This window comes from Streptomyces sp. NPDC027189, from assembly GCF_055566975.1.
In genome coordinates this window covers 373,270-392,774 of record NZ_JBVHRI010000001.1, presented here as the reverse complement: position 1 = coordinate 392,774, position 19,505 = coordinate 373,270, and the positions used below count along the sequence as shown (strand labels likewise).

The 19,505-nt window shown below is 68.6% G+C and carries 17 protein-coding genes; 13 read left to right on the top strand and 4 right to left on the bottom strand.

Annotated features, from left to right (window positions below):
• Positions 1-36: 36 nt before the first annotated feature.
• From ACZ4RZ_RS01790 to ACZ4RZ_RS01760, 7 genes are all read left to right on the top strand, one after another.
• Positions 37-2,262, top strand: a complete 2,226-nt coding sequence (locus ACZ4RZ_RS01790) for an ABC transporter family substrate-binding protein (RefSeq protein WP_467741018.1) — start codon at positions 37-39, stop codon at positions 2,260-2,262.
• A gap of 422 nt (positions 2,263-2,684) precedes the next feature.
• The gene (gene typA / locus ACZ4RZ_RS01785; protein WP_467741016.1) at positions 2,685-4,592 is read left to right on the top strand and encodes a translational GTPase TypA; all 1,908 of its coding nucleotides are present in this window, start codon (positions 2,685-2,687) and stop codon (positions 4,590-4,592) included.
• A 618-nt stretch (positions 4,593-5,210) separates the two neighbouring features.
• Positions 5,211-6,239 (top strand): ABC transporter permease, encoded by a 1,029-nt coding sequence (locus ACZ4RZ_RS01780; protein ID WP_467741014.1) that lies wholly within the window; start codon positions 5,211-5,213, stop codon positions 6,237-6,239.
• A gap of 111 nt (positions 6,240-6,350) precedes the next feature.
• The gene (locus tag ACZ4RZ_RS01775) at positions 6,351-8,147 is read left to right on the top strand and encodes an ABC transporter substrate-binding protein (RefSeq protein ID WP_467741012.1); all 1,797 of its coding nucleotides are present in this window, start codon (positions 6,351-6,353) and stop codon (positions 8,145-8,147) included.
• A gap of 81 nt (positions 8,148-8,228) precedes the next feature.
• Positions 8,229-9,206 (top strand): ABC transporter permease, encoded by a 978-nt coding sequence (locus tag ACZ4RZ_RS01770; RefSeq protein ID WP_399087287.1) that lies wholly within the window; start codon positions 8,229-8,231, stop codon positions 9,204-9,206.
• Between the two features lie 20 nt (positions 9,207-9,226).
• A complete protein-coding gene (locus ACZ4RZ_RS01765) occupies positions 9,227-10,291 on the top strand; it encodes an ABC transporter ATP-binding protein (RefSeq protein WP_467741010.1) in 1,065 nt (354 codons plus the stop codon).
• 98 nt (positions 10,292-10,389) lie between these two features.
• Entirely contained in the window at positions 10,390-11,430 is a 1,041-nt protein-coding gene (locus ACZ4RZ_RS01760; RefSeq protein WP_467741929.1) for an ABC transporter ATP-binding protein, read from the top strand.
• Positions 11,431-11,461: 31 nt separating this feature from the next.
• Here the strand turns inward: ACZ4RZ_RS01760 and ACZ4RZ_RS01755 are convergent, their stop codons facing one another.
• Positions 11,462-12,202, bottom strand: coding sequence for a class I SAM-dependent DNA methyltransferase (locus ACZ4RZ_RS01755; RefSeq protein WP_467741008.1), 741 nt, complete (start codon positions 12,200-12,202; stop codon positions 11,462-11,464).
• A gap of 204 nt (positions 12,203-12,406) precedes the next feature.
• Between ACZ4RZ_RS01755 and ACZ4RZ_RS01750 the strand changes: the two genes are divergently transcribed.
• Positions 12,407-12,793, top strand: coding sequence for a VOC family protein (locus ACZ4RZ_RS01750; protein WP_467741006.1), 387 nt, complete (start codon positions 12,407-12,409; stop codon positions 12,791-12,793).
• 7 nt (positions 12,794-12,800) lie between these two features.
• On the opposite strand, the gene ACZ4RZ_RS01745 is transcribed toward ACZ4RZ_RS01750, so the two are convergent.
• A complete protein-coding gene (locus ACZ4RZ_RS01745) occupies positions 12,801-13,841 on the bottom strand; it encodes an amidohydrolase family protein (RefSeq protein ID WP_467741004.1) in 1,041 nt (346 codons plus the stop codon).
• Between the two features lie 104 nt (positions 13,842-13,945).
• On the opposite strand from ACZ4RZ_RS01745, the gene ACZ4RZ_RS01740 reads away from it, so the two are divergent.
• The 5 genes from ACZ4RZ_RS01740 (at position 13,946) to ACZ4RZ_RS01720 (ending at position 17,219) form a co-directional block, all read left to right on the top strand.
• Positions 13,946-14,458 (top strand): DinB family protein, encoded by a 513-nt coding sequence (locus tag ACZ4RZ_RS01740; RefSeq protein WP_467741002.1) that lies wholly within the window; start codon positions 13,946-13,948, stop codon positions 14,456-14,458.
• Between the two features lie 3 nt (positions 14,459-14,461).
• Positions 14,462-14,854, top strand: a complete 393-nt coding sequence (locus tag ACZ4RZ_RS01735; protein ID WP_467741000.1) for a VOC family protein — start codon at positions 14,462-14,464, stop codon at positions 14,852-14,854.
• An 11-nt stretch (positions 14,855-14,865) separates the two neighbouring features.
• Positions 14,866-15,330, top strand: a complete 465-nt coding sequence (locus ACZ4RZ_RS01730) for a GNAT family N-acetyltransferase (RefSeq protein WP_467741927.1) — start codon at positions 14,866-14,868, stop codon at positions 15,328-15,330.
• A 177-nt stretch (positions 15,331-15,507) separates the two neighbouring features.
• Entirely contained in the window at positions 15,508-15,903 is a 396-nt protein-coding gene (locus tag ACZ4RZ_RS01725) for an effector-associated constant component EACC1 (protein ID WP_467740999.1), read from the top strand.
• Between the two features lie 2 nt (positions 15,904-15,905).
• Positions 15,906-17,219, top strand: coding sequence for a caspase family protein (locus ACZ4RZ_RS01720; RefSeq protein WP_467740997.1), 1,314 nt, complete (start codon positions 15,906-15,908; stop codon positions 17,217-17,219).
• 163 nt (positions 17,220-17,382) lie between these two features.
• Here ACZ4RZ_RS01720 and ACZ4RZ_RS01715 read toward each other — a convergent pair whose 3' ends face one another.
• Complete coding sequence (locus ACZ4RZ_RS01715; protein WP_467740995.1) at positions 17,383-18,429, bottom strand: ABC transporter ATP-binding protein; 1,047 nt, start codon at positions 18,427-18,429, stop codon at positions 17,383-17,385.
• A gap of 26 nt (positions 18,430-18,455) precedes the next feature.
• Positions 18,456-19,493, bottom strand: coding sequence for an ABC transporter ATP-binding protein (locus tag ACZ4RZ_RS01710; protein ID WP_467740993.1), 1,038 nt, complete (start codon positions 19,491-19,493; stop codon positions 18,456-18,458).
• Between the last annotated feature and the right edge of the window lie 12 nt (positions 19,494-19,505).

The window sequence follows — 19,505 nt, the reverse complement described above, 5'->3', positions numbered from 1 at the left end:
TGCCCCACAGCGGAGCGCCCCCCGGAGGTTGCAGTGATGTCCCACGACGGCGTCGGACTGCGCGCGGTGATGCGCTCGGTCGCGTTCCTCACCGCGGGCGCGCTCGCGGTACCCGCCCTCGCCGCGTGCAGCGCGGAGGACGAGGCGGGTCAGCCCGTGGCCGGGCAGGACATCGCGCCCGCGGCCCGTGACCTGGTCGCCGACGGCGGCACCCTGCGCTGGGCCGTGGACGCCGTACCGGAGACGCTCAACACCTTCCAGGCCGACGCCGACGCCGCGACCTCGCGCGTCGCCGGGGCCGTACTGCCGTCGATGTACCGGCTCGACCGGAACGGGCGGCCGCAGGTCGACCCCGACTACCTGGAATCCGCGAAGATCGTCGAGACCGAGCCCAAGCAGGTCGTGCTGTACAAGCTCAACCAGCAGGCCGTCTGGAGCGACGGCCGCGAGATCGGCGCCGCCGACTTCGCGGCCCAGTGGCGCGCTCTGTCCGGCAAGGACACCGCGTACTGGACGGCCCGCAACGCCGGCTACGACCGCATCGAGAAGATCGAGCGCGGCAAGAACAACCTGGAGGTCAGAGTCACCTTCAGCCGGCCCTACGCCGACTGGAAGTCGCTGTTCTCACCGCTGTACCCGAAGGACGTCATGGGTACCCCGGACAGCTTCAACGACGGGGCGAGAAGGAAGCTCAAGGTGACCGCGGGACCCTTCGCGCTGAAGGAGGTGGACCGCACGGGCGGCGAGGTCCACCTCATCCGCAACCCGCGCTGGTGGGGCCATCCCACCAAGCTCTCCGAGATCGATCTGATCGCCGTCGCCCGTGACAAGCGGGCCGCCGCGCTCGCCGATGACAAGCTCGACCTGGCCGAGATCGACCCCTCCGAGGCCGAACAGATCACGCTCGCCGCCCGCGATCAGGGCAGCACCCCGTTGCAGGGGGCCGGAGCCGCGATCACACCCGCGAAGGCGCTGCGCTCCTGGGCCCTCGCGCACGGTTCCGACGAGAACGCCGCCTCCGACGAGGCCAGCGCCCGCACGAAGCTGCGCGAGGCGATGGAGAAGTTCGCCGACCAGCAGTCGGCGCTGCGCCGTTTCGTGGTCCGCAAGTCCCTCGAACCCGCCTACACCCAGCTCGCCCTCAACGGCTCCGAGGGCCCGCTCGCCGACGAGCGCGTCCGCCGCGCCGTGGCCCGCGCCCTCAACCGGCAGGAGCTCGCCCAGGTGGTGCTGAAGCCGCTGGGCCTGCCCGCCGTTCCGGTCGGCAGCCATCTCGCCCTCTCGGGCCAGCAGGCGTACGCCGACAACAGCGGCGCTCTCGGCGGCCAGAACACCGCCGAGGCGCAGGCGCTGCTGACCGACGCCGGGTGGGTGCCCGGCGGGCCGGTCAAGGAACAGAAGAAGAAGACGGAGAAGGCGGCCGGTTCCCAGGGCAAGAAGGCGGACTCCGACGGCACCGGCGACGACGGGACGTACATCGTCGGCGAGGACGACAAGCCCTCCGACGCCGACCGGGAGAGGAAGAAGGACCCCAAGGACCACAGCGAACGGCACAATCGGAAGCAGTCGGGGGAGTACGCGGACGAGCAGGCCGGCAAGCACCTGGACGGGAAGCGGTACCTCAGGCAGGGCGGGGCGCCGGGGGCGTACGCGCCGAAGGGGACGGCGGCTCCCGCGGGCGCCGCGGCGGGTGCGCTCGCCAAGGACGGCAAGGCGCTCACGCTCCGTTTCGTGCTGCCCTCGGGCCCGGGCTCCGAGTCCCTGCACGCCGTCGCCGACCGCATCGCGCAGATGCTGCAGCGCATCGGTATCCACACCGACATCTCGAAGGTCTCGGACGACAGCTACTTCAAGGACCACATCGCGTCGGGTCAGTACGACCTGGCGCTGTACTCGTGGCCCGCGTCCGCCTTTCCGGCCACCGACGCCCGCCCGATCTTCGCCAAGCCGGTGCCGGCCGCCGACGGGTCCCTCAGCGTCGAGCAGAACTACACCCGGGTCGGCACCGACCAGGTCGATCAGCTCTTCGACCAGGCCATCTCCACGCTGGACGAGGACGAGGCGCGCTCGCTGGTCCGCAAGGCCGACGCCCGCATCTGGGCCGCCGCCGGCTCCATCCCCCTCTACCAGCGCCCGCAGCTCACCGCCGCACGCTCCAACCTCGCCAACACCGGCGCCTTCGGCTTCCAGACGCCGATCTACGAGGACATGGGCTACCTGAAGCCCTCCGCGAAGCCTTCGGCCGGCCCCTCACAGAACTGACCACGGCTCCACTCCAGCTGCCGCTGGCTGGCTCCCGCTACCGCTGACTGCTGTGGGCAATCGTCCCGGGGCGGGACGGGTGGGCACAGCCACCAGCGCCGGGTGCCCTGTTGCACCAAGGCTCCCGGCACCGGGGCGGGGGTCGAGGGCCGGTCGCGCGGCCCGGCGCTGTACGGGGTGCCGCTGTGCCCACCCGTGCCGCCCCTAGCGGCACGCATGCCCACAGCTGGGAAAGTGGGGGGCGGCGGCGCGTATGCCCACAGCTGGGACGGCTGTAGGGGCCCAGGTCAGGTGGTGGTCGTCGCCCTCCGGGGGCCGGGGCTGTCCGGGGCACGTACCATGGGGTAAGGCCGTGGCGTGTTCAGCCCGGCAGGCCCCGCGCAGCGGAGGCCGTCCACTCACCCCGGGAGAAGCGCCTCAATATGGCCACGCGCCACGACATCCGCAACGTCGCCATCGTCGCCCACGTCGACCATGGCAAGACCACCCTGGTCGATGCCATGCTCAAGCAGGCCGGTGCCTTCGCCGCGCACGCCGCCGAGTCGCTCGACGACCGCATGATGGACAGCAATGACCTGGAGCGTGAGAAGGGCATCACGATCCTGGCCAAGAACACGGCCGTGAAGTACCACCCCAAGGATGGCGGCGAGGCCATCACGATCAACATCATCGACACCCCCGGCCACGCCGACTTCGGCGGCGAGGTCGAGCGCGGTCTGTCGATGGTGGACGCGGTCGTCCTCCTCGTCGATGCCTCCGAGGGCCCGCTGCCGCAAACCCGCTTCGTGCTGCGCAAGGCGCTGCAGGCCCGCCTGCCCGTCATCCTGTGCATCAACAAGACGGACCGCCCGGACTCGCGCATCGACGAGGTCGTGAACGAGGCGTACGACCTCTTCCTCGACCTCGACGCCGACGAGGACCAGATCGAGTTCCCGATCGTCTACGCGTGTGCGCGTGACGGCGTGGCCTCGCTGACCAAGCCGGAGGACGGCACCGTCCCGGCCGACAGCGACAGCCTGGTGCCGTTCTTCTCCACGATCCTGGAGCACGTCCCGGCCCCCTCGTACGACGAGAAGGCCCCGCTCCAGGCACACGTCACCAACCTGGACGCCGACAACTTCCTCGGCCGTATCGCGCTGCTCCGCGTCGAGCAGGGCGAGCTCCGCAAGGGCCAGACCGTCACGTGGATCAAGCGCGACGGCACGATGTCCAACGTCCGCATCACCGAGCTGCTGATGACCGAGGCGCTCACCCGCAAGCCCGCCGAGGTGGCGGGTCCCGGTGACATCTGCGCCGTCGCCGGTATCCCGGACATCATGATCGGCGAGACCCTCGCCGACCCCGAGAACCCCATCGCGCTGCCGCTGATCACGGTCGACGAGCCGGCGATCTCGATGACGATCGGTACCAACACCTCGCCGCTGGTCGGCCGTGGTGGCACGGGCAAGGGCGCGGACGCCAAGGCCGCGGTCAAGGACCGCAAGGTCACCGCCCGCCAGGTCAAGGACCGTCTGGACCGCGAGCTGATCGGTAACGTCTCCCTCCGTGTGCTCGACACTGAGCGTCCGGACGCCTGGGAGGTCCAGGGCCGTGGTGAGCTCGCGCTCGCCATCCTGGTCGAGCAGATGCGCCGCGAGGGCTTCGAGCTGACCGTCGGCAAGCCGCAGGTCGTCACCCAGGAGATCGACGGCAAGGTCCACGAGCCGGTCGAGCGCATGACGATCGACGTGCCCGAGGAGCACATGGGCGCGGTCACGCAGCTCATGGGTGTCCGCAAGGGCCGGATGGACAACATGTCCAACCACGGTTCCGGTTGGGTGCGCATGGAGTTCGTCGTTCCCTCCCGCGGTCTCATCGGGTTCCGGACCGAGTTCCTCACCAGCACCCGCGGCACGGGCATCGCGCACTCGATCCACGAGGGCCACGAGCCCTGGTTCGGCACGCTGGCGACCCGTAACAACGGCTCGCTGGTCGCCGACCGCGCCGGCGCCGTCACCGCGTTCGCGATGACGAACCTGCAGGAGCGCGGCGTGCTGTTCACCGACCCCGGCACCGAGGTGTACGAGGGCATGATCGTCGGCGAGAACTCGCGCTCCGACGACATGGACGTGAACATCACCAAGGAGAAGAAGCTCACGAACATGCGGTCGTCCTCGGCCGACTCGTTCGAGGCGATCGTCCCGCCGCGCAAGCTCTCGCTGGAGCAGTCCCTCGAGTTCTGCCGTGACGACGAGTGTGTCGAGGTGACCCCGGAGGCCGTTCGCATCCGCAAGGTCAACCTGGACGCCCGCGAGCGCGCCCGCGCCGCGAGCCGCGCCAAGCACGGCTGATCACAGTCGCCGGTTCGGCTGATCACGGTCGTCCGGTTCGGCTGATTCTCGTCGCTCCGTACGGCTGATCATCGGCAACTGAGCCCGGGTTTCCCCAGGATGGGGGGACCCGGGCTTTTTGCAACCCAATTTCTGCTTCCCGCTGTCCGAAATGCGGGACCCCCCGCCCGATACGCATGTAACACGTCCGTTTCGCGGGCTTCTCCCTCAGATCATTTTGTCCAGATTTTGGAAGATGTACGCGTCAGCTGTGATGGAACCGAGACCTAAAGGCTGTGGTCGGTTATCTGGCTCATGTCAGATAGTTAGCCGCGTAACGCTCGGGTCAATGGGTCATGCGCTGTGGGGACAGCGCCGACTCACGAGCACAGTGGGGTGTTTGACCCTCCGTCAGGGGTGTCGGAGGTCAGTCAGGGCCCCTCCTGTCCGTGCACCGGTTGAGTCATGAGGAGGCACCAGATGCCAACTACGCGTGTTCATCTGCGAGTTGTCGCACGCCGCGTTCTTGCGCGCAGCGACCGCTAGGCATACGTCTCTCCTGATCCGCATGGTCCGAACCGTGGCCGCCCACACCCTGTGGCGGGCGCGGGCTCGGCGTACCCATGAAATGGACGAATCATGACGAGTCCGATCGAGATCGAGAGCGCGGAAGCCTCCACCGAGGTCGACGAGCAGACGAAGCAGAAGCGTTCCGCCGAGCCGGAGAAGCTGGAGGGCCGATCGCCCGGCCAGCTGATGTGGCGCCGGTTCAAGCGCGACCGCAGCGGTGTCGTCTCCGCGTACATCGTGATCTTCTTCTTCCTGATCGCCGCCCTCGCTCCGCTGATCTCGAAGCTGTACGGCAAGGATCCGTACACGCTCTACGGGCAGGACGACCCCACGCTCCTGAACGACTTCAACATGCCCGCCGGTCCCAACGGCGGCATCACGTCGGAGTTCTGGTTCGGGATCGAACCGACGCTGGGGCGCGATGTGTTCATGCAGCTCCTGTACGGCATGCGCACCTCGCTGTACACGGCGCTCGCGGCGACGGTCGCGATGGTGTTCATGGGGGTGCTGATCGGCCTGGTCGGCGGCTACTTCGGCGGCAAGGTCGACTACTGGCTCGGTCGGCTCACGGACTTCCTGCTCGCCTTCCCGCAGCAGCTGTTCATGATCGCGGCGATGCCGGTGATCACCGCGGTGTTCGTCGCCCCCGACGAGGAGACGCCCACCTACATTCACGCGCTCGCGATCATCGGCGTGCTGTGGTTCCTCGGCTGGATGGGTCTCGCCCGGCTCATCCGGGCGGTCGCGCTCTCCCTGCGTGAGCGGGAGTTCGTCGAGGCCGCGAAGGTCGCGGGCGCCTCGCCGTGGCGGATCATCCGCAAGGAACTGCTGCCCAACCTCGTCACACCGATCCTGGTGCAGGGCACCTACATGCTGCCGAGCACCATCCTGTCGGTCGCTTTTCTCTCGTTCGTCGGGGTCGGTTACACCGAACCGACCCCCGACTGGGGCCGGATGTTCGCCATCGGGTCGGACATCTACGAACAGGACCCGGTCTACATGTTCTTCCCGGGTGTCGCCATGGTCGTCTTCGTCGTGGCGTTCAACCTCCTCGGTGACTCGGTCCGGGATGCCTTCGATCCCAAGACGGGCCGCTGATCCGAGCGCGGGGGGCCGCTGCCACCCGGGAGCCGGCACGACCGGCCGTGCACTGCCAGGCAGCACCGGTTGATCACTGATCACAACTCACAGGCAGGTGGACTCGACTCCATGAGCATCCTCAGTTCCCACAGAGGGCGGACCGTCGTCGTCGCGGTCGCGGCCGGCGCCCTGGCGCTGGCCGGCTGCAGCAGCAGTGACAGCGGCAGCGGCAAGGACAAGAGCAAGAACAAGGAAGAGGCCGCGTCCCAGGCCGCGGCGGTGAAGATGGGCACCGCGGCGGACTCGACGGGTCCCGCCGAAGAGGTCACCGGCGCCAAGCCCGGCGGCACGATCCAGGTGTACGAGGAGGACGACTTCTCGCACCTCGACCCGGGCCAGATCTACGTCAGCGACGCCGGCCTGCTCTCCAAGCTCATCTTCCGCGGCCTGACGACCTACAAGGAGGACGCCAAGGGCGGCCTCACGGTCGTCGGTGACCTCGCCACCGACCCCGGCAAGATGTCGGACGGCGGCAAGACCTGGACGTACACCCTGAAGGACGGCGTCAAGGACGAGACAGGTCATGTGATCGACTCGGCCGACATCCGCCACACCTTCGAGCGGCTCTACGACCCGTTCATCACGGACGGCCCGTCGTACATCCAGCAGTGGCTGTCCGGTGCCGGCACCACCTACCGCAAGGCGTACGAGGGCCCGTTCAAGGGCAAGCACCTGCCGGACACGGTCCTGGCCACGCCCGACGACAAGACGGTCGTCTTCCACTTCAAGGACGCGCAGCCCGACCTGCCGCAGGCGCTCGCCATGGCCGGCTACTCCGTCGTCCCCGAGAAGACGGACACCAAGGCCAAGTACGACACCAAGCCCGTCGCCATCGGCCCGTACAAGATCTCGGAGTTCAAGGCCGGCAAGAGCGTGAAGCTGGTCAAGAACACCAACTGGGACGCGAAGACGGACGCGATGCGTCACCAGTACGTCGACGGCTTCAACATCGACATCAACCACGACGACGAGGACCAGACCAAGACGATCCTCGCCGACCGCGGTGAGGCCAAGAACGCCATCATGATGACCGGCCAGGTTGCCACCACCCAGGTCCAGAAGGTGGTCTCCGACGCCGCGGCGATGAAGCGCACGATCCAGGGCTACGCCCCGTACGTGTGGCAGATGAACTTCAACATGGACCGCATCAAGGACAAGAAGATCCGCGACGCGATCACCTACGCCATGCCGTCCACCGCGGTCTACAAGGCAGACGGCGGCGCGTACGGCGGTGAGGTCGCCAACAGCCTGATGTCGCCCACCACTCCGGGCTACCAGAAGGACTACGACCCCTTCGACCGGACCAAGAAGCCCAACGGTGACATCGCCAAGGCCAAGAAGCTGATCGAAGAGGCCGGCGCCAAGGGCAAGAAGATCGTCTACGCCTACGCCAACATCCCGGTCCGCCAGCAGCAGGCCGTCCTCGTCGAGAACGCCCTCACCAAGATCGGTCTCGACGTCCAGAAGAAGGAAGTCGACGCCGCCACCTGGTACGAGCAGATCGGCAAGGTCGACAACGGCTTCGACATCTACATGACCGGCTGGGGCCAGGACTGGTCCTCCGCCAGCACCGTCTTCCCGCCGCTGTACGACGGCACGCAGATCCAGGACGGCGCGTCGAACTACGCGCACATCAACGACGACCACGTGAACTCCGAGATCAAGCGGATCCTGAAGATCACGGACACCGCCGAGGCCACCAAGGCCTGGACCGCGCTCAACCAGTACATCAGCGAGAAGGTCAACCCGGCGTCGCCGATCTACTACACCAAGGTGTTCCAGATCGCCGGCACCAACGTGGGCGGCCTGCGCTACTCCACGGTCACCAGCTACACCGACCCGACCCGGGTCTTCCTCAAGAGCTGACCACCCTCCCGGGGCGCACTCAGCGGAGTGCGCCCCGGGCGCTCCTGTCCCTGGCCGCCGTCCTGAGAGCAGCGTTCCGCCATGCTTCGATTCATCCTTCGCCGGACGTTCGGCGCGATGCTCATCCTCCTGCTGATCAGCGCCTTCACCTTCTTCATGTACTACGCGATCCCCCAGGACCCGGCCACCCTCGCGTGCGGCAAGAACTGCACCCCGGACGCGCTGGCGATCATCCACAAGAACCTGGGGCTCGATGATCCGATCCCGGTGCAGTACTGGAAGTTCCTCTCCGGCATATTCGTCGGGCGGGACTTCGCCGTGGGGCACTGCCCGGCCCCCTGCTTCGGCGTCTCCTTCCGCGACCAGCAGATGGTCTGGTCCACGATCATGGACCGCTTCCCGCTGACGCTGTCCCTCACGATCGGCGGCCTGATCGTCTTCCTCATCGTCGGCCTCGGCACCGGCATGATCGCCGCCCGCTACCGGGGAACCTGGCTGGACAAGGTCTTCAGCTCCATCTCGCTGGTGCTGAGCTCGTTCCAGATCTACTTCCTCGGCCCGATCGTCCTCGGCATCTTCGTCTACAGCACCGGCTGGCTGGACAAGCCCAAGTACGTGCCGTTCAGCGAGAATCCGGCGCAGTGGTTCATGGGCCTGCTGATCCCCTGGGTCGTCATGTCCGTGATCTTCACCGCCAACTACACCCGTATGGCGCGCTCGACGATGATCGAGCAGCTCCAGGAAGAGCATGTGCGCGCCGCTCGCGCGAAGGGCATGACCGGCAGATACGTCTTTTTCCGGTACGCCTGGCGCGGCTCGCTCATCCCGATCCTCACCATCCTCGGCATGGACCTCTCCGCGCTGCTCGGCGGCGCCGTCGTCACCGAGTTCACCTTCGGTCTGGCGGGCATCGGCCGGCTCGCCGTGGAGTCCGTGGTCGGCAAGGACCTGCCGAAACTCATGGGCGTGATGCTCTTCAGCGCCGCGTTCATCCTCCTGCTCAACGTCATCGTGGATGCGTTGTACGCCGTGATCGACCCGCGTGTGCGGCTGTCCTAGTGCTTGAGGAGCCCTCTGAAGTGACCACACTCACCAAGCCCGAGGACGCCCCGGCGCCGACCGGATCCGACGCGTTCCTGTCGGTGCGTGACCTGCATGTGCGGTTCTCCACCGAAGACGGCGTCGTCAAGGCGGTCGACGGTCTCTCCTTCGACCTGGAGCGCGGTACGACGCTCGGTATCGTCGGCGAGTCCGGATCCGGGAAGTCCGTCACCAACCTGACCATCCTGGGCCTGCACAACCCGCTGACCACCACCATCGAGGGCGAGGTCGTCCTCGACGGCAAGGAACTGATCACCGCCACCGAGGTCGAGCTGGAGAAGCTCCGGGGCAACAAGATGGCGATGATCTTCCAGGACGCGCTGACCGCGCTGTCGCCGTACCACACCGTGGGGCGGCAGATCGGCGAGCCGTTCCGCAAGCACACCGGGGCCTCCAAGAAGGAGGCGCGCGAGCGGGCCATCGACATGCTGGAGAAGGTCGGCATCCCGCACGCCCAGCGGCGCGTGGACGACTATCCGCACCAGTTCTCCGGTGGTATGCGCCAGCGCGCGATGATCGCGATGTCCCTGGTCTGCAACCCGGACCTGTTGATCGCCGACGAACCGACGACGGCCCTCGACGTGACCGTCCAGGCGCAGATCCTGGACCTCCTGAAGGACCTTCAGCAGGAGTTCGGCTCCGCGATCATCATGATCACCCACGACCTCGGGGTGGTCGCGAACATGGCGGACGACCTGCTCGTGATGTACGCGGGCCGGGCGGTGGAGCGCGGCACGGTCCGCGAGGTCCTCAAGTCCCCGCAACACCCGTACACCTGGGGCCTGTTGGCATCCATGCCGCGACTTTCGGCGGACGTGGACGAGCCGCTGACCCCCATTCCGGGCGCGCCTCCGTCGCTGCTGAACCCGCCCTCGGGGTGCCCGTTCCATCCGCGGTGCGCCTTCCGGAGCGAGGTCGAGGGCTCCGACCGGTGTGTGGACATCCGGCCCGAGCTGCCGGAAGGTCGGGGAGCGGCCTGCCATCTGACGTTGGATCAAAAGAGCCGCATCTTCACCGAGACGATTCGGCCCAGGCTGGGCTGAGGGGACTGACTGTGAGCGACGCTGTGAGCGACGAGAAGACCGCGGTCGCGGTCGACACCATCCCCGGTCAGCGGGACGTGGACCCGGCCGAACCGCTGATGCGGGTACGCGACCTGAAGAAGTACTTCCCGGTGAGGGGAGGCTTCCCGATCAAGCGCACGATCGGCGCGGTGCAGGCCGTGGACGGCGTGTCGTTCGACGTCTTCCCCGGTGAAGCACTGGGTCTGGTCGGCGAGTCGGGCTGCGGCAAGTCCACGACGGGACGACTGCTGACCCGTCTCCTGGAGCCCACGCAGGGCACGATCTCGTACCGCGGAAAGGACATCAGCCGCTCCACCCGGCGCCAGCTGTCCCCGATCCGCTCCGAGATCCAGATGATCTTCCAGGATCCGTATGCCTCCCTCAACCCCCGCCAGACGGTGGGCACGATCATCTCCTCGCCGATGGAGATCAACGGCATCAATCCGCCCGGCGGCCGCGAGGCCCGGGTGCGCGAGCTGCTGGAGACGGTCGGTCTCAACCCCGAGCACTACAACCGCTTCCCGCACGAGTTCTCCGGCGGTCAGCGCCAGCGCATCGGCGTGGCACGGGCGTTGGCGCTCGCGCCCAAGCTGATCGTGGCCGACGAGCCGGTATCGGCACTTGACGTCTCCATCCAGGCGCAGGTGGTGAACCTGCTCCAGGAAGTCCAGCGGGAGATGGGCATCGCGTTCGTCTTCATCGCACACGACCTCGCGGTCGTCCGCCACTTCTCGCAGCGCGTCGCGGTGATGTACCTCGGCAAGATCGTGGAGATCGCGGACCGTACGTCGCTGTACACCGGCCCGCGCCACCCCTACACCCACGCCCTCATGTCGGCCGTTCCCGATGCTGACATCGACGCCGAGAAGAAGGAACGCATCCGCCTGGAGGGCGACGTACCTTCCCCCATCGCCCCGCCCTCCGGCTGCCGCTTCCGTACGCGCTGCTGGAAGGCGCAGGACAAGTGCGCGCAGGAGGAGCCACCGCTGATCCAGCTGTCGGGCAACGCCGAGGGCCATCTGACGGCCTGCCACTTCCCGGAGGACCCGACGATCGAGGCCCGCGCGGAGGACATCGTGCTGGATCCGGCGCTGGCGGCGCTCGAGGGCGACGACTAGGGCCTGTCCGGCACGATCCGCCGGGCGGGCCCTAGCCGCCGCTGGGCCCGGCCACGGTGATGATCTCGGGGGCGGTGGGGGAGAGCGGTCCCCGTCCCCAGTCGCCGAACTGCTCGTGGACGGCGAGCCCGGCGTCGTCGAGGAACCCGGACAGCGCGTCCGCCCCCAGGAACCGCAGCGTGCTGCGACTGACCCGCGGCCGCTCCCACCCTGGGTGCTCGAACGTCTCGGTGAACGTCACGCGGTCCCCGAGCACGGGCGTCTCGACCTCGTGCCGGACCCGTACGACATCGCCGTGGTCGTCGCTCACCTCGCGCACGCGCTCCGGGGTCCAGGACTCCCAGGCGCGGACGGCGGGATTGCGCGTCTCGAAGACGAACCGGCCGTCGTCGGTGAGGGCTTCGCGGACCGCGGCCAGCGAGGAGCGCAACTCCTCGTCGCCGACGAGTACTTGAAAGGCGTGCCCGGTCATCACGACGAGGTCGAACTCACGCTCCCAGCGCGCGGAGACGAGATCCCCGAGCACCCACTCGACGGCGGCCCGGCGCCGCGCCTGCACCAGCATGGCCGCGGCGGGATCCAGCCCACAGAGCCGCCCCTCGTGCCCGGCCTCCCGGGCCCGCCCCAACAGCCGCCCCGTCCCGCACCCGACGTCGAGCACGGACCGCGCGGACATCACCAGGTCCAGGTAGAAGTCGTCACTCGGCCCCCACGGATTGAGGGCGTCGTACAGGGCGGCGAGTGAGACGTCACTGAACGAACGATCAGCCATCGCAGCAGTGTCTCAGCCCGAGGGCCCGGTCGAACCACTGATCGGGTAGGAAGCGTGAGGGCAAGTTCGGTTCAGTAAAGGGAAGTTGAAGAAAGGGATAGATGACGGCAGGCCGGTGACCCGCCGTCGGTTGCACGGTGTACGCCGTGGCCTCCACCTGCAGGTGAGAGGCTCGGGCATGCTGCCGATGAGAATCGAGACGAGATGCTGCACCACATCGAGCTGTGGGTGCCGGACCTGGGGCGGGCCGTGCGGGCGTGGGGCTGGTTGCTGGAGCGGCTCGGGTACGTCCCCTACCAGGACTGGCCGGACGGCCGTAGCTGGCGCCTGGGCGAGACGTACCTGGTGGTCGAGCAGTCGCCCGCGCTGAGCGGAGACCGGCACGACCGGCTGCGCCCCGGGCTCAACCACCTCGCCTTCCACGTCGGGAGCCGCGCGGAACTCGACGCGCTGGTCGAGGAGGCGCCGGCGTACGGCTGGTCGCTGCTGTTCCCCGAGCGGCATCCGTACGCGGGTGGGACCGAGCACTGTGCCGCATATCTCGAGAACGTGGACGGGTTCGAGGTGGAGCTGGTGGCGAAGGGGCGCTGACGCGGGGTCAGCGGACGACCCGGCCGCGCAGCACGATGCGGCGGGGAAGGCGGAGGGCACCCGGGTCGAGGCGGGGGTCCGTGTCGTAGACGGTGATGTCGGCGAGGGCGCCCTCGGCCAGACCGGTGAGGCCGAGGAACGCGCGGGCGGTCCAGCTGGCGGCGCCGACAGCCGTCTCGGGAGGCAGGCCCGCGGCGACGAGGTGTTCGACCTCCGTGGCGACGTTGCCGAAGGGGGCGGAGTCCGTACCGGCGAGGACGGTGACACCGGCGTCGTACGCCTCCCGGACGCGACGGATCATCGTGCGGTGGCCGTCGTGCCAGAGTCTGCCCCGGGGGTTGTCCTTGATCCGGGGCGCGCTGCGCGCGAAGGCGGTGAGGGTGGGGACGTACGACGTCCCGCGCGCGGCCATGAGCTCGATGCACTGCTCCGGCATTCCCATGCCGTGCTCGATGGAGTCGACGCCCGCGCGCGCCGCGCCCAGCACGCCGTCCGCGGACTGGCAGTGGACGGCGACCCGTCCGCCGACCGCGTGCACGCCGTCGACGACCGCGCACAGCAGTTCGTACGGCACCGGCGCCGCCTCGAAGTCCCAGTCGCCCATGAGCTTGCACCAGCCGTCGTGGGCCTTCGCCTCCGCCACCGCCGCGGCGACCAGGTCGTCGGTCACCGTGTGGAACCCGACGCTCTTCGACAGCCCCGCCCAGGCCAGCCAGCGGCCGGCGGCGATCATACGAGGGGATCCGGGCGCGTCGCGCAGCCCGTCGGGCACCTCGCCCAGCAGCCCCGGGAAGCGCAGGGCCGTGATGCCCGCCTCGCGGTGGGCGGCGATCTGCTCGGCGAAGACGTCCGGGTCGAAGCGCATGTCGTCCTCGGCGGCGGCGCCCGGGTGCGTGTGCACGTCGACGAGGCCCGGCAGCAGGAACCCGCCGTCGGCGATGGTGTCGGCCGGTGCGGAGGGGCGCTGGAAGGTGATCCGGTCGCCGAGGGTCCAGAGGTCGCGTACGACGCCGTCGGGCAGGACGGTCCCGCGCAGGTGGAAGGCCATGGCGCGACAGTCTGGCTCCGGTGCCGGGGCGTCGACAACCCCGCACTGGAAGCGGGCACTTAATCGCTCGACAACGAACGGGCGGGAGCGGATGCTTCACCCCGATGACTCAGACGACTCGCACTGACACGCCCCCCGACTGGGACGAGCGCACCCAGCTGACCACCTTCCTCGACTACGCCCGCGCCACCGCCCACGCCAAGTGCGAGGGCGTCTCGGCGGAGGACGCCATCAAGGCACCGCTGCCAGGGTCCCCGCTGATGACCCTGTGCGGACTGATCAGCCACCTGCGCTGGGTCGAGTACTCCTGGTTCCAGGTGGTCTTCCTCGGCGAGGAGGACGAGGGGCCCTGGACGGACGAGGACCCCGACCGCGAGATGCGCATCGCCGTCGACATCCCGCTGACCCAGCTCCTCGACGACTACGAGGAACAGGCTGCCCGCTACCGCCGGTTGGTCGCCGACCACGACCTGGACACCAAGGCACAGCGCCCCATCCGCGACGGGCGCCATGTCGACCTCCGCTGGATCCTCCTCCATCTCATCGAGGAGACGGCCCGGCACAACGGCCATATCGACATCCTGCGTGAACTGGCCGACGGCCGGACGGGGGACTAACACATGGGAGAGCAAGGTCCGTTGAACCCCACCATCCGCACGATCACCTTCGACTGCACCGGCGATCCCTACGATCTCGGCCGGTTCTGGAGCGAGTTGCTCGGCCGCCCGCTGGCCGACGACGACAAGCCCGGCGACCCGGAGGCGGTGATCGTGGACCCCTCCGGCGGTCCGACCCTCCTGTTCGTGCACGTCCCGGAGGTGAAGACGGCCAAGAACCGCATCCACCTCGACCTGCAACCGCACGCCCGCACACGGGCGGCGGAGGTCGAGCGGGCACTCGCCCTCGGCGCCCGGCAGATCGCGGACCACACCCGCCCGGACGGCGGCGGCTGGGTCGTCCTGGCCGACCCGGAGGGCAACGAATTCTGTGTGGAGCGCGGGGAATTGGGCTGACGGTGGCGGATCTGCGGCTGGCGAAGGTGACGCCGGACAACATCGACGCCGCCCTCGCGCTGAAGGTGCGGCCGGACCAGGAACGTTTCGTGTCCCCGGTGGTGAAGTCGCTGGCCGAGGCTTATGTGCACCCCGAGCAGGCCGGGCCCCGCCTGATCGTCGACGGCGAGGAGTTGGTCGGGTTCGTGATGGCCTTCTTCGACATCCGCTTCAACCCCGAGGACCCAGACGACCGCCCCCGCTCCGGCCTCTGGCGCCTGAACATCGCCGACGGCCGACAGGGCCGCGGCTACGGCCGCTTCGCCGTCGAGTCCGTCTGCGAGGAGATCCGCGGGCGCGGCCAGTCCCGCGCAACGGTGACGTGGGGCCTGGGCGAGGGCGGACCCGAGGAGTTCTATCTGCGGCTGGGGTTCCGTCGGACGGGGGAGATGAGTGGGGATCAGGTGGTGGGTGAGCTGGACCTGGCCCACGCCTGAGCCGGTGAGGCCCGTGCCCGCCCCCGGCTGAACCATCTCGGCTCGGCGAGTAGTCCCGACAGGCTGCCGACGCAGCCGCATACCGCCACACTGTGGGGTACGGCTTCGCTGCAACGTGCCACCGGGGGACTCATGCGAGACGACACTCCTATGAGAGCGGGCCACACGGATCACCGTGTGGACGGCGTGCTGAACGTGCTCCTGGTCATCGCGCCCGACCCCGAGCTGGATCCGGAGACGGCGGAACGGCTGGCGCGCCGGCTCCGGGCCGAGATCGCCGAGTTGGACGTCGAATCGGTCCGTCCCGCACCCGGCGCCCCGGCTCCTGACGGTGCGAAGGGTGCCGATGCGGTCACGCTCGGGGCCGTCGTCGTAGCGCTGAGCGCCTCCGGCGGTGTATTCACGGCGCTCATCGAGACCCTGCGCGACTGGCTTGCCAGGTCCTCCGCCCGGCATCGCGTCTCGCTGACCATCGACGGTGACACGATCGAACTGGAGCGGGCGTCCGCCGCCGAGCGGCGCGACCTGGTCGACGCGTACATCCGTCGCCACACCGGCCGTGAGCGCGGTTAGCCATGGGACGCCGACTGGCTCTGCTGATCGCCACCCACGACTACCAGGACGCCGGGCTGCGGCAGTTGACCGCTCCGGGGCACGACGCGGAGGCCTTCGCCAAGGTGCTGCGGGACCCGGCCATCGCCGGGTTCGAGGTCACCACGTTGGTCAACGAACCGCATCACGTGGTCGGGGAGGCCATCGGCGATTTCTATCGCGATCGGCGCCGCGACGACCTGACCCTGCTGTACTTCACCGGCCATGGCCTCAAGGATGACGACGGCCGGCTCTACCTGGCGATGACCAACACCCGCCGCGACAGCCTGCTGTTCACCGCGCTGTCCGCCGAGAACATCGATCAGGCGATGGAGGGATGCGTCTCACGGCAGAAGGTGCTGGTGCTCGACTGCTGCTACAGCGGCGCGTTCCCGGCCGGCCGGGTCGCCAAATCCGACGACACCGCCGTACACGCACTGGAGCGGTTCCAGGGCCGCGGCCGCACCGTGCTGACCGCATCGGACGCGACCCAGTACTCGTTCGAGGGCAACCAGCCGCACGGTGAAGCGACGCAGTCCGTGTTCACCCGCTACCTGGTGGAGGGCCTTCGTGACGGCAGCGCAGACCTCGATGGCGATGGCAACATCACTCTCGACGAGTTGTACAGCTACGTCCACGACCGGGTCGTCGACGAGATGCCGCAGCAGCGGCCCAAAAAGCAGGACAACGTAGAGGGCCGTACGGTCATCGCCAGGAACATCAACTGGAAGCTCCCCGCCTATTTGCGCAACGCGATCGGCAGCCCGATCGCGGGCGACCGGCTTGGTGCCCTCGACGGGCTGGCCCACCTGCACCGGATCGGCAACACGGTCGTCCGCGGCGCCGTCCTCGACGAGATCCGCCGCCTCTCGGACGACGACAGCAGACTCGTATCAGGCGCCGCCGCCGCGCGCCTGCACTCCATCCTTCCGCAGCCACCGGAGCCCACTCCGGAGCAGCCGACGGCTCAACCGCCCGGGGCTCCCGTCCAGCCGGAGCCTCAACCGCCCAAGCCTGCGCAGCAGGCGGCCAAGATGCCGCCGGACCATCGCCCCAAGCCCGGCCGCCCGGCGACCGCAACTCGGCCCGGCACGCCTTCCCCGGACACCGCCCACGGTTCACGCCTCGTCCGCCGGAGCCGGCGAGAAAGAGTCCTGACCGCCGTCATCGTCCTCTTGGGGCTCTTCTTGACGTTCACCGGTGCAGGGTGGCTCGGCCTCATCATCTTGGGGTTGACGACGATCGTCACCGTGGTGCTCTTCGACTATCGCAAGGGGAGAAGAGGAACCGGAAGATGACCCGAGGCCCGGCCCCCGCACCGCACTGTGGCCAAGACGAAGGCCCGCGCCCCCGAAGGGTGCACGGGCCTTCCTTCCCCGGGAACCGGACGTTCATGGGCTCGGGTCAATGGGCCGGTGAAAGTCGGTCCCGTGGGTCACGGGCTGACGAAAAAGGGGTGTGTCAGGCCGCGACCTCGGGGTCCTTGGAGAGGCGGGGCGCCGGGACGGAGTCCTGGGTCTCCGGGTAGTGGCACGCCGTCAGGTGGCCCTCACGGTTGCCCTCGACCTGGACCAGCGGCGGGGCCTCCGTCGCGCACTTCTCGGTGGCCTTCCAGCAACGGGTGCGGAAGCGGCAGCCCGACGGCGGGTTGAGCGGGGAGGGCACGTCACCGGTGAGGAGGATGCGCTCGCGGGCCGGCACGTCGTCCGCGGTGGCCTCGGGAACGGCGGACAGCAGCGCGCGCGTGTAGGGGTGGCGCGGGTTGTCGTACAGGTCCTCGCGGTTGGCGATCTCCACGATCTTGCCGAGGTACATGACCGCGACGCGCTCCGAGAAGTGGCGCACGATCGCGAGGTCGTGGGCGATGAAGACGAACGCGATGCCCAGGTCCCGCTGGAGGTCCTGGAGCAGGTTGACCACCTGCGCCTGGATGGAGACGTCGAGCGCCGAGACGGGCTCGTCCGCGACGATCAGCTTGGGTTCGAGGGCCAGCGCGCGGGCCACGCCGATGCGCTGACGCTGACCGCCGGAGAACTCGTGCGGGAAGCGGTTGTAGTGCTCGGGGTTGAGGCCGACCGTCTCCAGGAGCTCGCGTACGCGCTTCTCCTGGCCGCCGGGCGGGTTGATCCCGTTGATCTCCATCGGGCCCGAGATGATCTTGCCGACCGTCTGGCGCGGGTTCAGCGACGCGTACGGGTCCTGGAAGATCATCTGGATCTCGGAGCGGACCGGCGCCAGCTGCTTGCGGCCCGCGTGCGTGATGTCCTGGCCCCGGTAGCTGATCTTGCCGCCGGTGGGCTCCAGGAGGCGCGTGATCAGCCGGCCCGTCGTCGACTTGCCGCAACCGGACTCACCGACCAGACCCAGGCTCTCGCCCTCGGCGACCTGGAAGTCGAGTCCGTCCACGGCCTGGACCGCGCCGATCTTCCGCTTGAAGGGGAAGCCTCCCATCACCGGGAAGTGCTTGGTCAGTCCGGTGACGTCCAGGAGGGGGTTCGTGTTGCTCATGATCGTGAAATCCCGTCTCAGTTACGTCAGTGCGACCGGGTCGCGGCGTAGTCGGCGAAGAACTCGCGGCGCTGGTCCGCCGTGAGGTGACAGGCGGCACCGCGCCCGTCCGTGATCTTCAGCAGTGGCTGCTCGGTGGAGCAGAGGCCGCCCTCGATCTTCTCCGTGAAGGTGCACCGCGGGTGGAAGCGGCAGCCCGTCGGCGGGTTCAGCAGCGACGGCGGCGAACCGGGGATCGGGTTCAGCGGTACATCGACCGGACCGTCCAGGCTCGGCATCGAGCCCAGCAGGCCCCAGGTGTACGGGTGCTGCGGCTCGCGCAGCACCTCCTTCTTGGTGCCGCGCTCCACGCACCGGCCGCCGTACATCACCAGCACGTCGTCCGCGATGTCGGCGATGACACCGAGGTCGTGGGTGATGAAGATGATCGCCGTGCCGAACTCCTGCTGGAGGTCCTTCAGGAGGTCCATGATCTGGGCCTGGACCGTCACGTCGAGCGCGGTCGTCGGCTCGTCGGCGATCAGCAGCTCGGGGTCGCAGACCAGCGCCATCGCGATCATCGCGCGCTGGCGCATACCGCCGGAGAACTGGTGCGGGTAGTCGTCCACGCGGACGTCCGGCTGCGGGATGCCGACCCGCTTGAGCATCTCGATCGCCCGCTCCCGGGCCTCCTTCTTGGAGGCGCCGGTGTGCTTGCGGTACGTCTCGCCGATCTGCTTGCCGATGGTGTGGTACGGCGACAGCGAGGCCAGCGCGTCCTGGAAGATCATCGACATCTTGTTGCCGCGCAGCTGCTCGAGCTCACGCTCGGAGGCGGTCAGCAACTCCTTGCCGTCGAGCAGGATCTCCCCGTCGATGGCGGTGCGGTCGCGGTCGTGCAGGCCCAGGATCGTCAGGTTCGTGACGGACTTGCCCGAGCCCGACTCGCCCACGATGCCGAGCGTCTTGCCCTTGGCCAGGTCGAAGGTGAGACCGTCGACGGCCTTGACGACGCCGTCTTCGGTGGAGAAGTGGACCTTCAGATCCCTGACGGACAGGAAGGGCTGCTGATCGGTGCTCGTCACGGGGACGCTCCT

What these genes read in the sequence shown, in the direction of transcription:
- ACZ4RZ_RS01755 (WP_467741008.1), bottom strand. Translation starts at nt 12,202, where the DNA reads ATGGCTGATCGTTCGTTCAGTGACGTCTCACTCGCCGCCCTGTACGAC.
- ACZ4RZ_RS01740 (WP_467741002.1), top strand. Translation starts at nt 13,946, where the DNA reads ATGACTCAGACGACTCGCACTGACACGCCCCCCGACTGGGACGAGCGC.
- ACZ4RZ_RS01770 (WP_399087287.1), top strand. Translation starts at nt 8,229, where the DNA reads ATGCTTCGATTCATCCTTCGCCGGACGTTCGGCGCGATGCTCATCCTC.
- ACZ4RZ_RS01735 (WP_467741000.1), top strand. Translation starts at nt 14,462, where the DNA reads ATGGGAGAGCAAGGTCCGTTGAACCCCACCATCCGCACGATCACCTTC.
- ACZ4RZ_RS01780 (WP_467741014.1), top strand. Translation starts at nt 5,211, where the DNA reads ATGACGAGTCCGATCGAGATCGAGAGCGCGGAAGCCTCCACCGAGGTC.
- ACZ4RZ_RS01720 (WP_467740997.1), top strand. Translation starts at nt 15,906, where the DNA reads ATGGGACGCCGACTGGCTCTGCTGATCGCCACCCACGACTACCAGGAC.
- ACZ4RZ_RS01715 (WP_467740995.1), bottom strand. Translation starts at nt 18,429, where the DNA reads ATGAGCAACACGAACCCCCTCCTGGACGTCACCGGACTGACCAAGCAC.
- ACZ4RZ_RS01750 (WP_467741006.1), top strand. Translation starts at nt 12,407, where the DNA reads ATGCTGCACCACATCGAGCTGTGGGTGCCGGACCTGGGGCGGGCCGTG.
- ACZ4RZ_RS01760 (WP_467741929.1), top strand. Translation starts at nt 10,390, where the DNA reads ATGCGGGTACGCGACCTGAAGAAGTACTTCCCGGTGAGGGGAGGCTTC.
- typA (WP_467741016.1), top strand. Translation starts at nt 2,685, where the DNA reads ATGGCCACGCGCCACGACATCCGCAACGTCGCCATCGTCGCCCACGTC.
- ACZ4RZ_RS01790 (WP_467741018.1), top strand. Translation starts at nt 37, where the DNA reads ATGTCCCACGACGGCGTCGGACTGCGCGCGGTGATGCGCTCGGTCGCG.
- ACZ4RZ_RS01775 (WP_467741012.1), top strand. Translation starts at nt 6,351, where the DNA reads ATGAGCATCCTCAGTTCCCACAGAGGGCGGACCGTCGTCGTCGCGGTC.
- ACZ4RZ_RS01745 (WP_467741004.1), bottom strand. Translation starts at nt 13,841, where the DNA reads ATGGCCTTCCACCTGCGCGGGACCGTCCTGCCCGACGGCGTCGTACGC.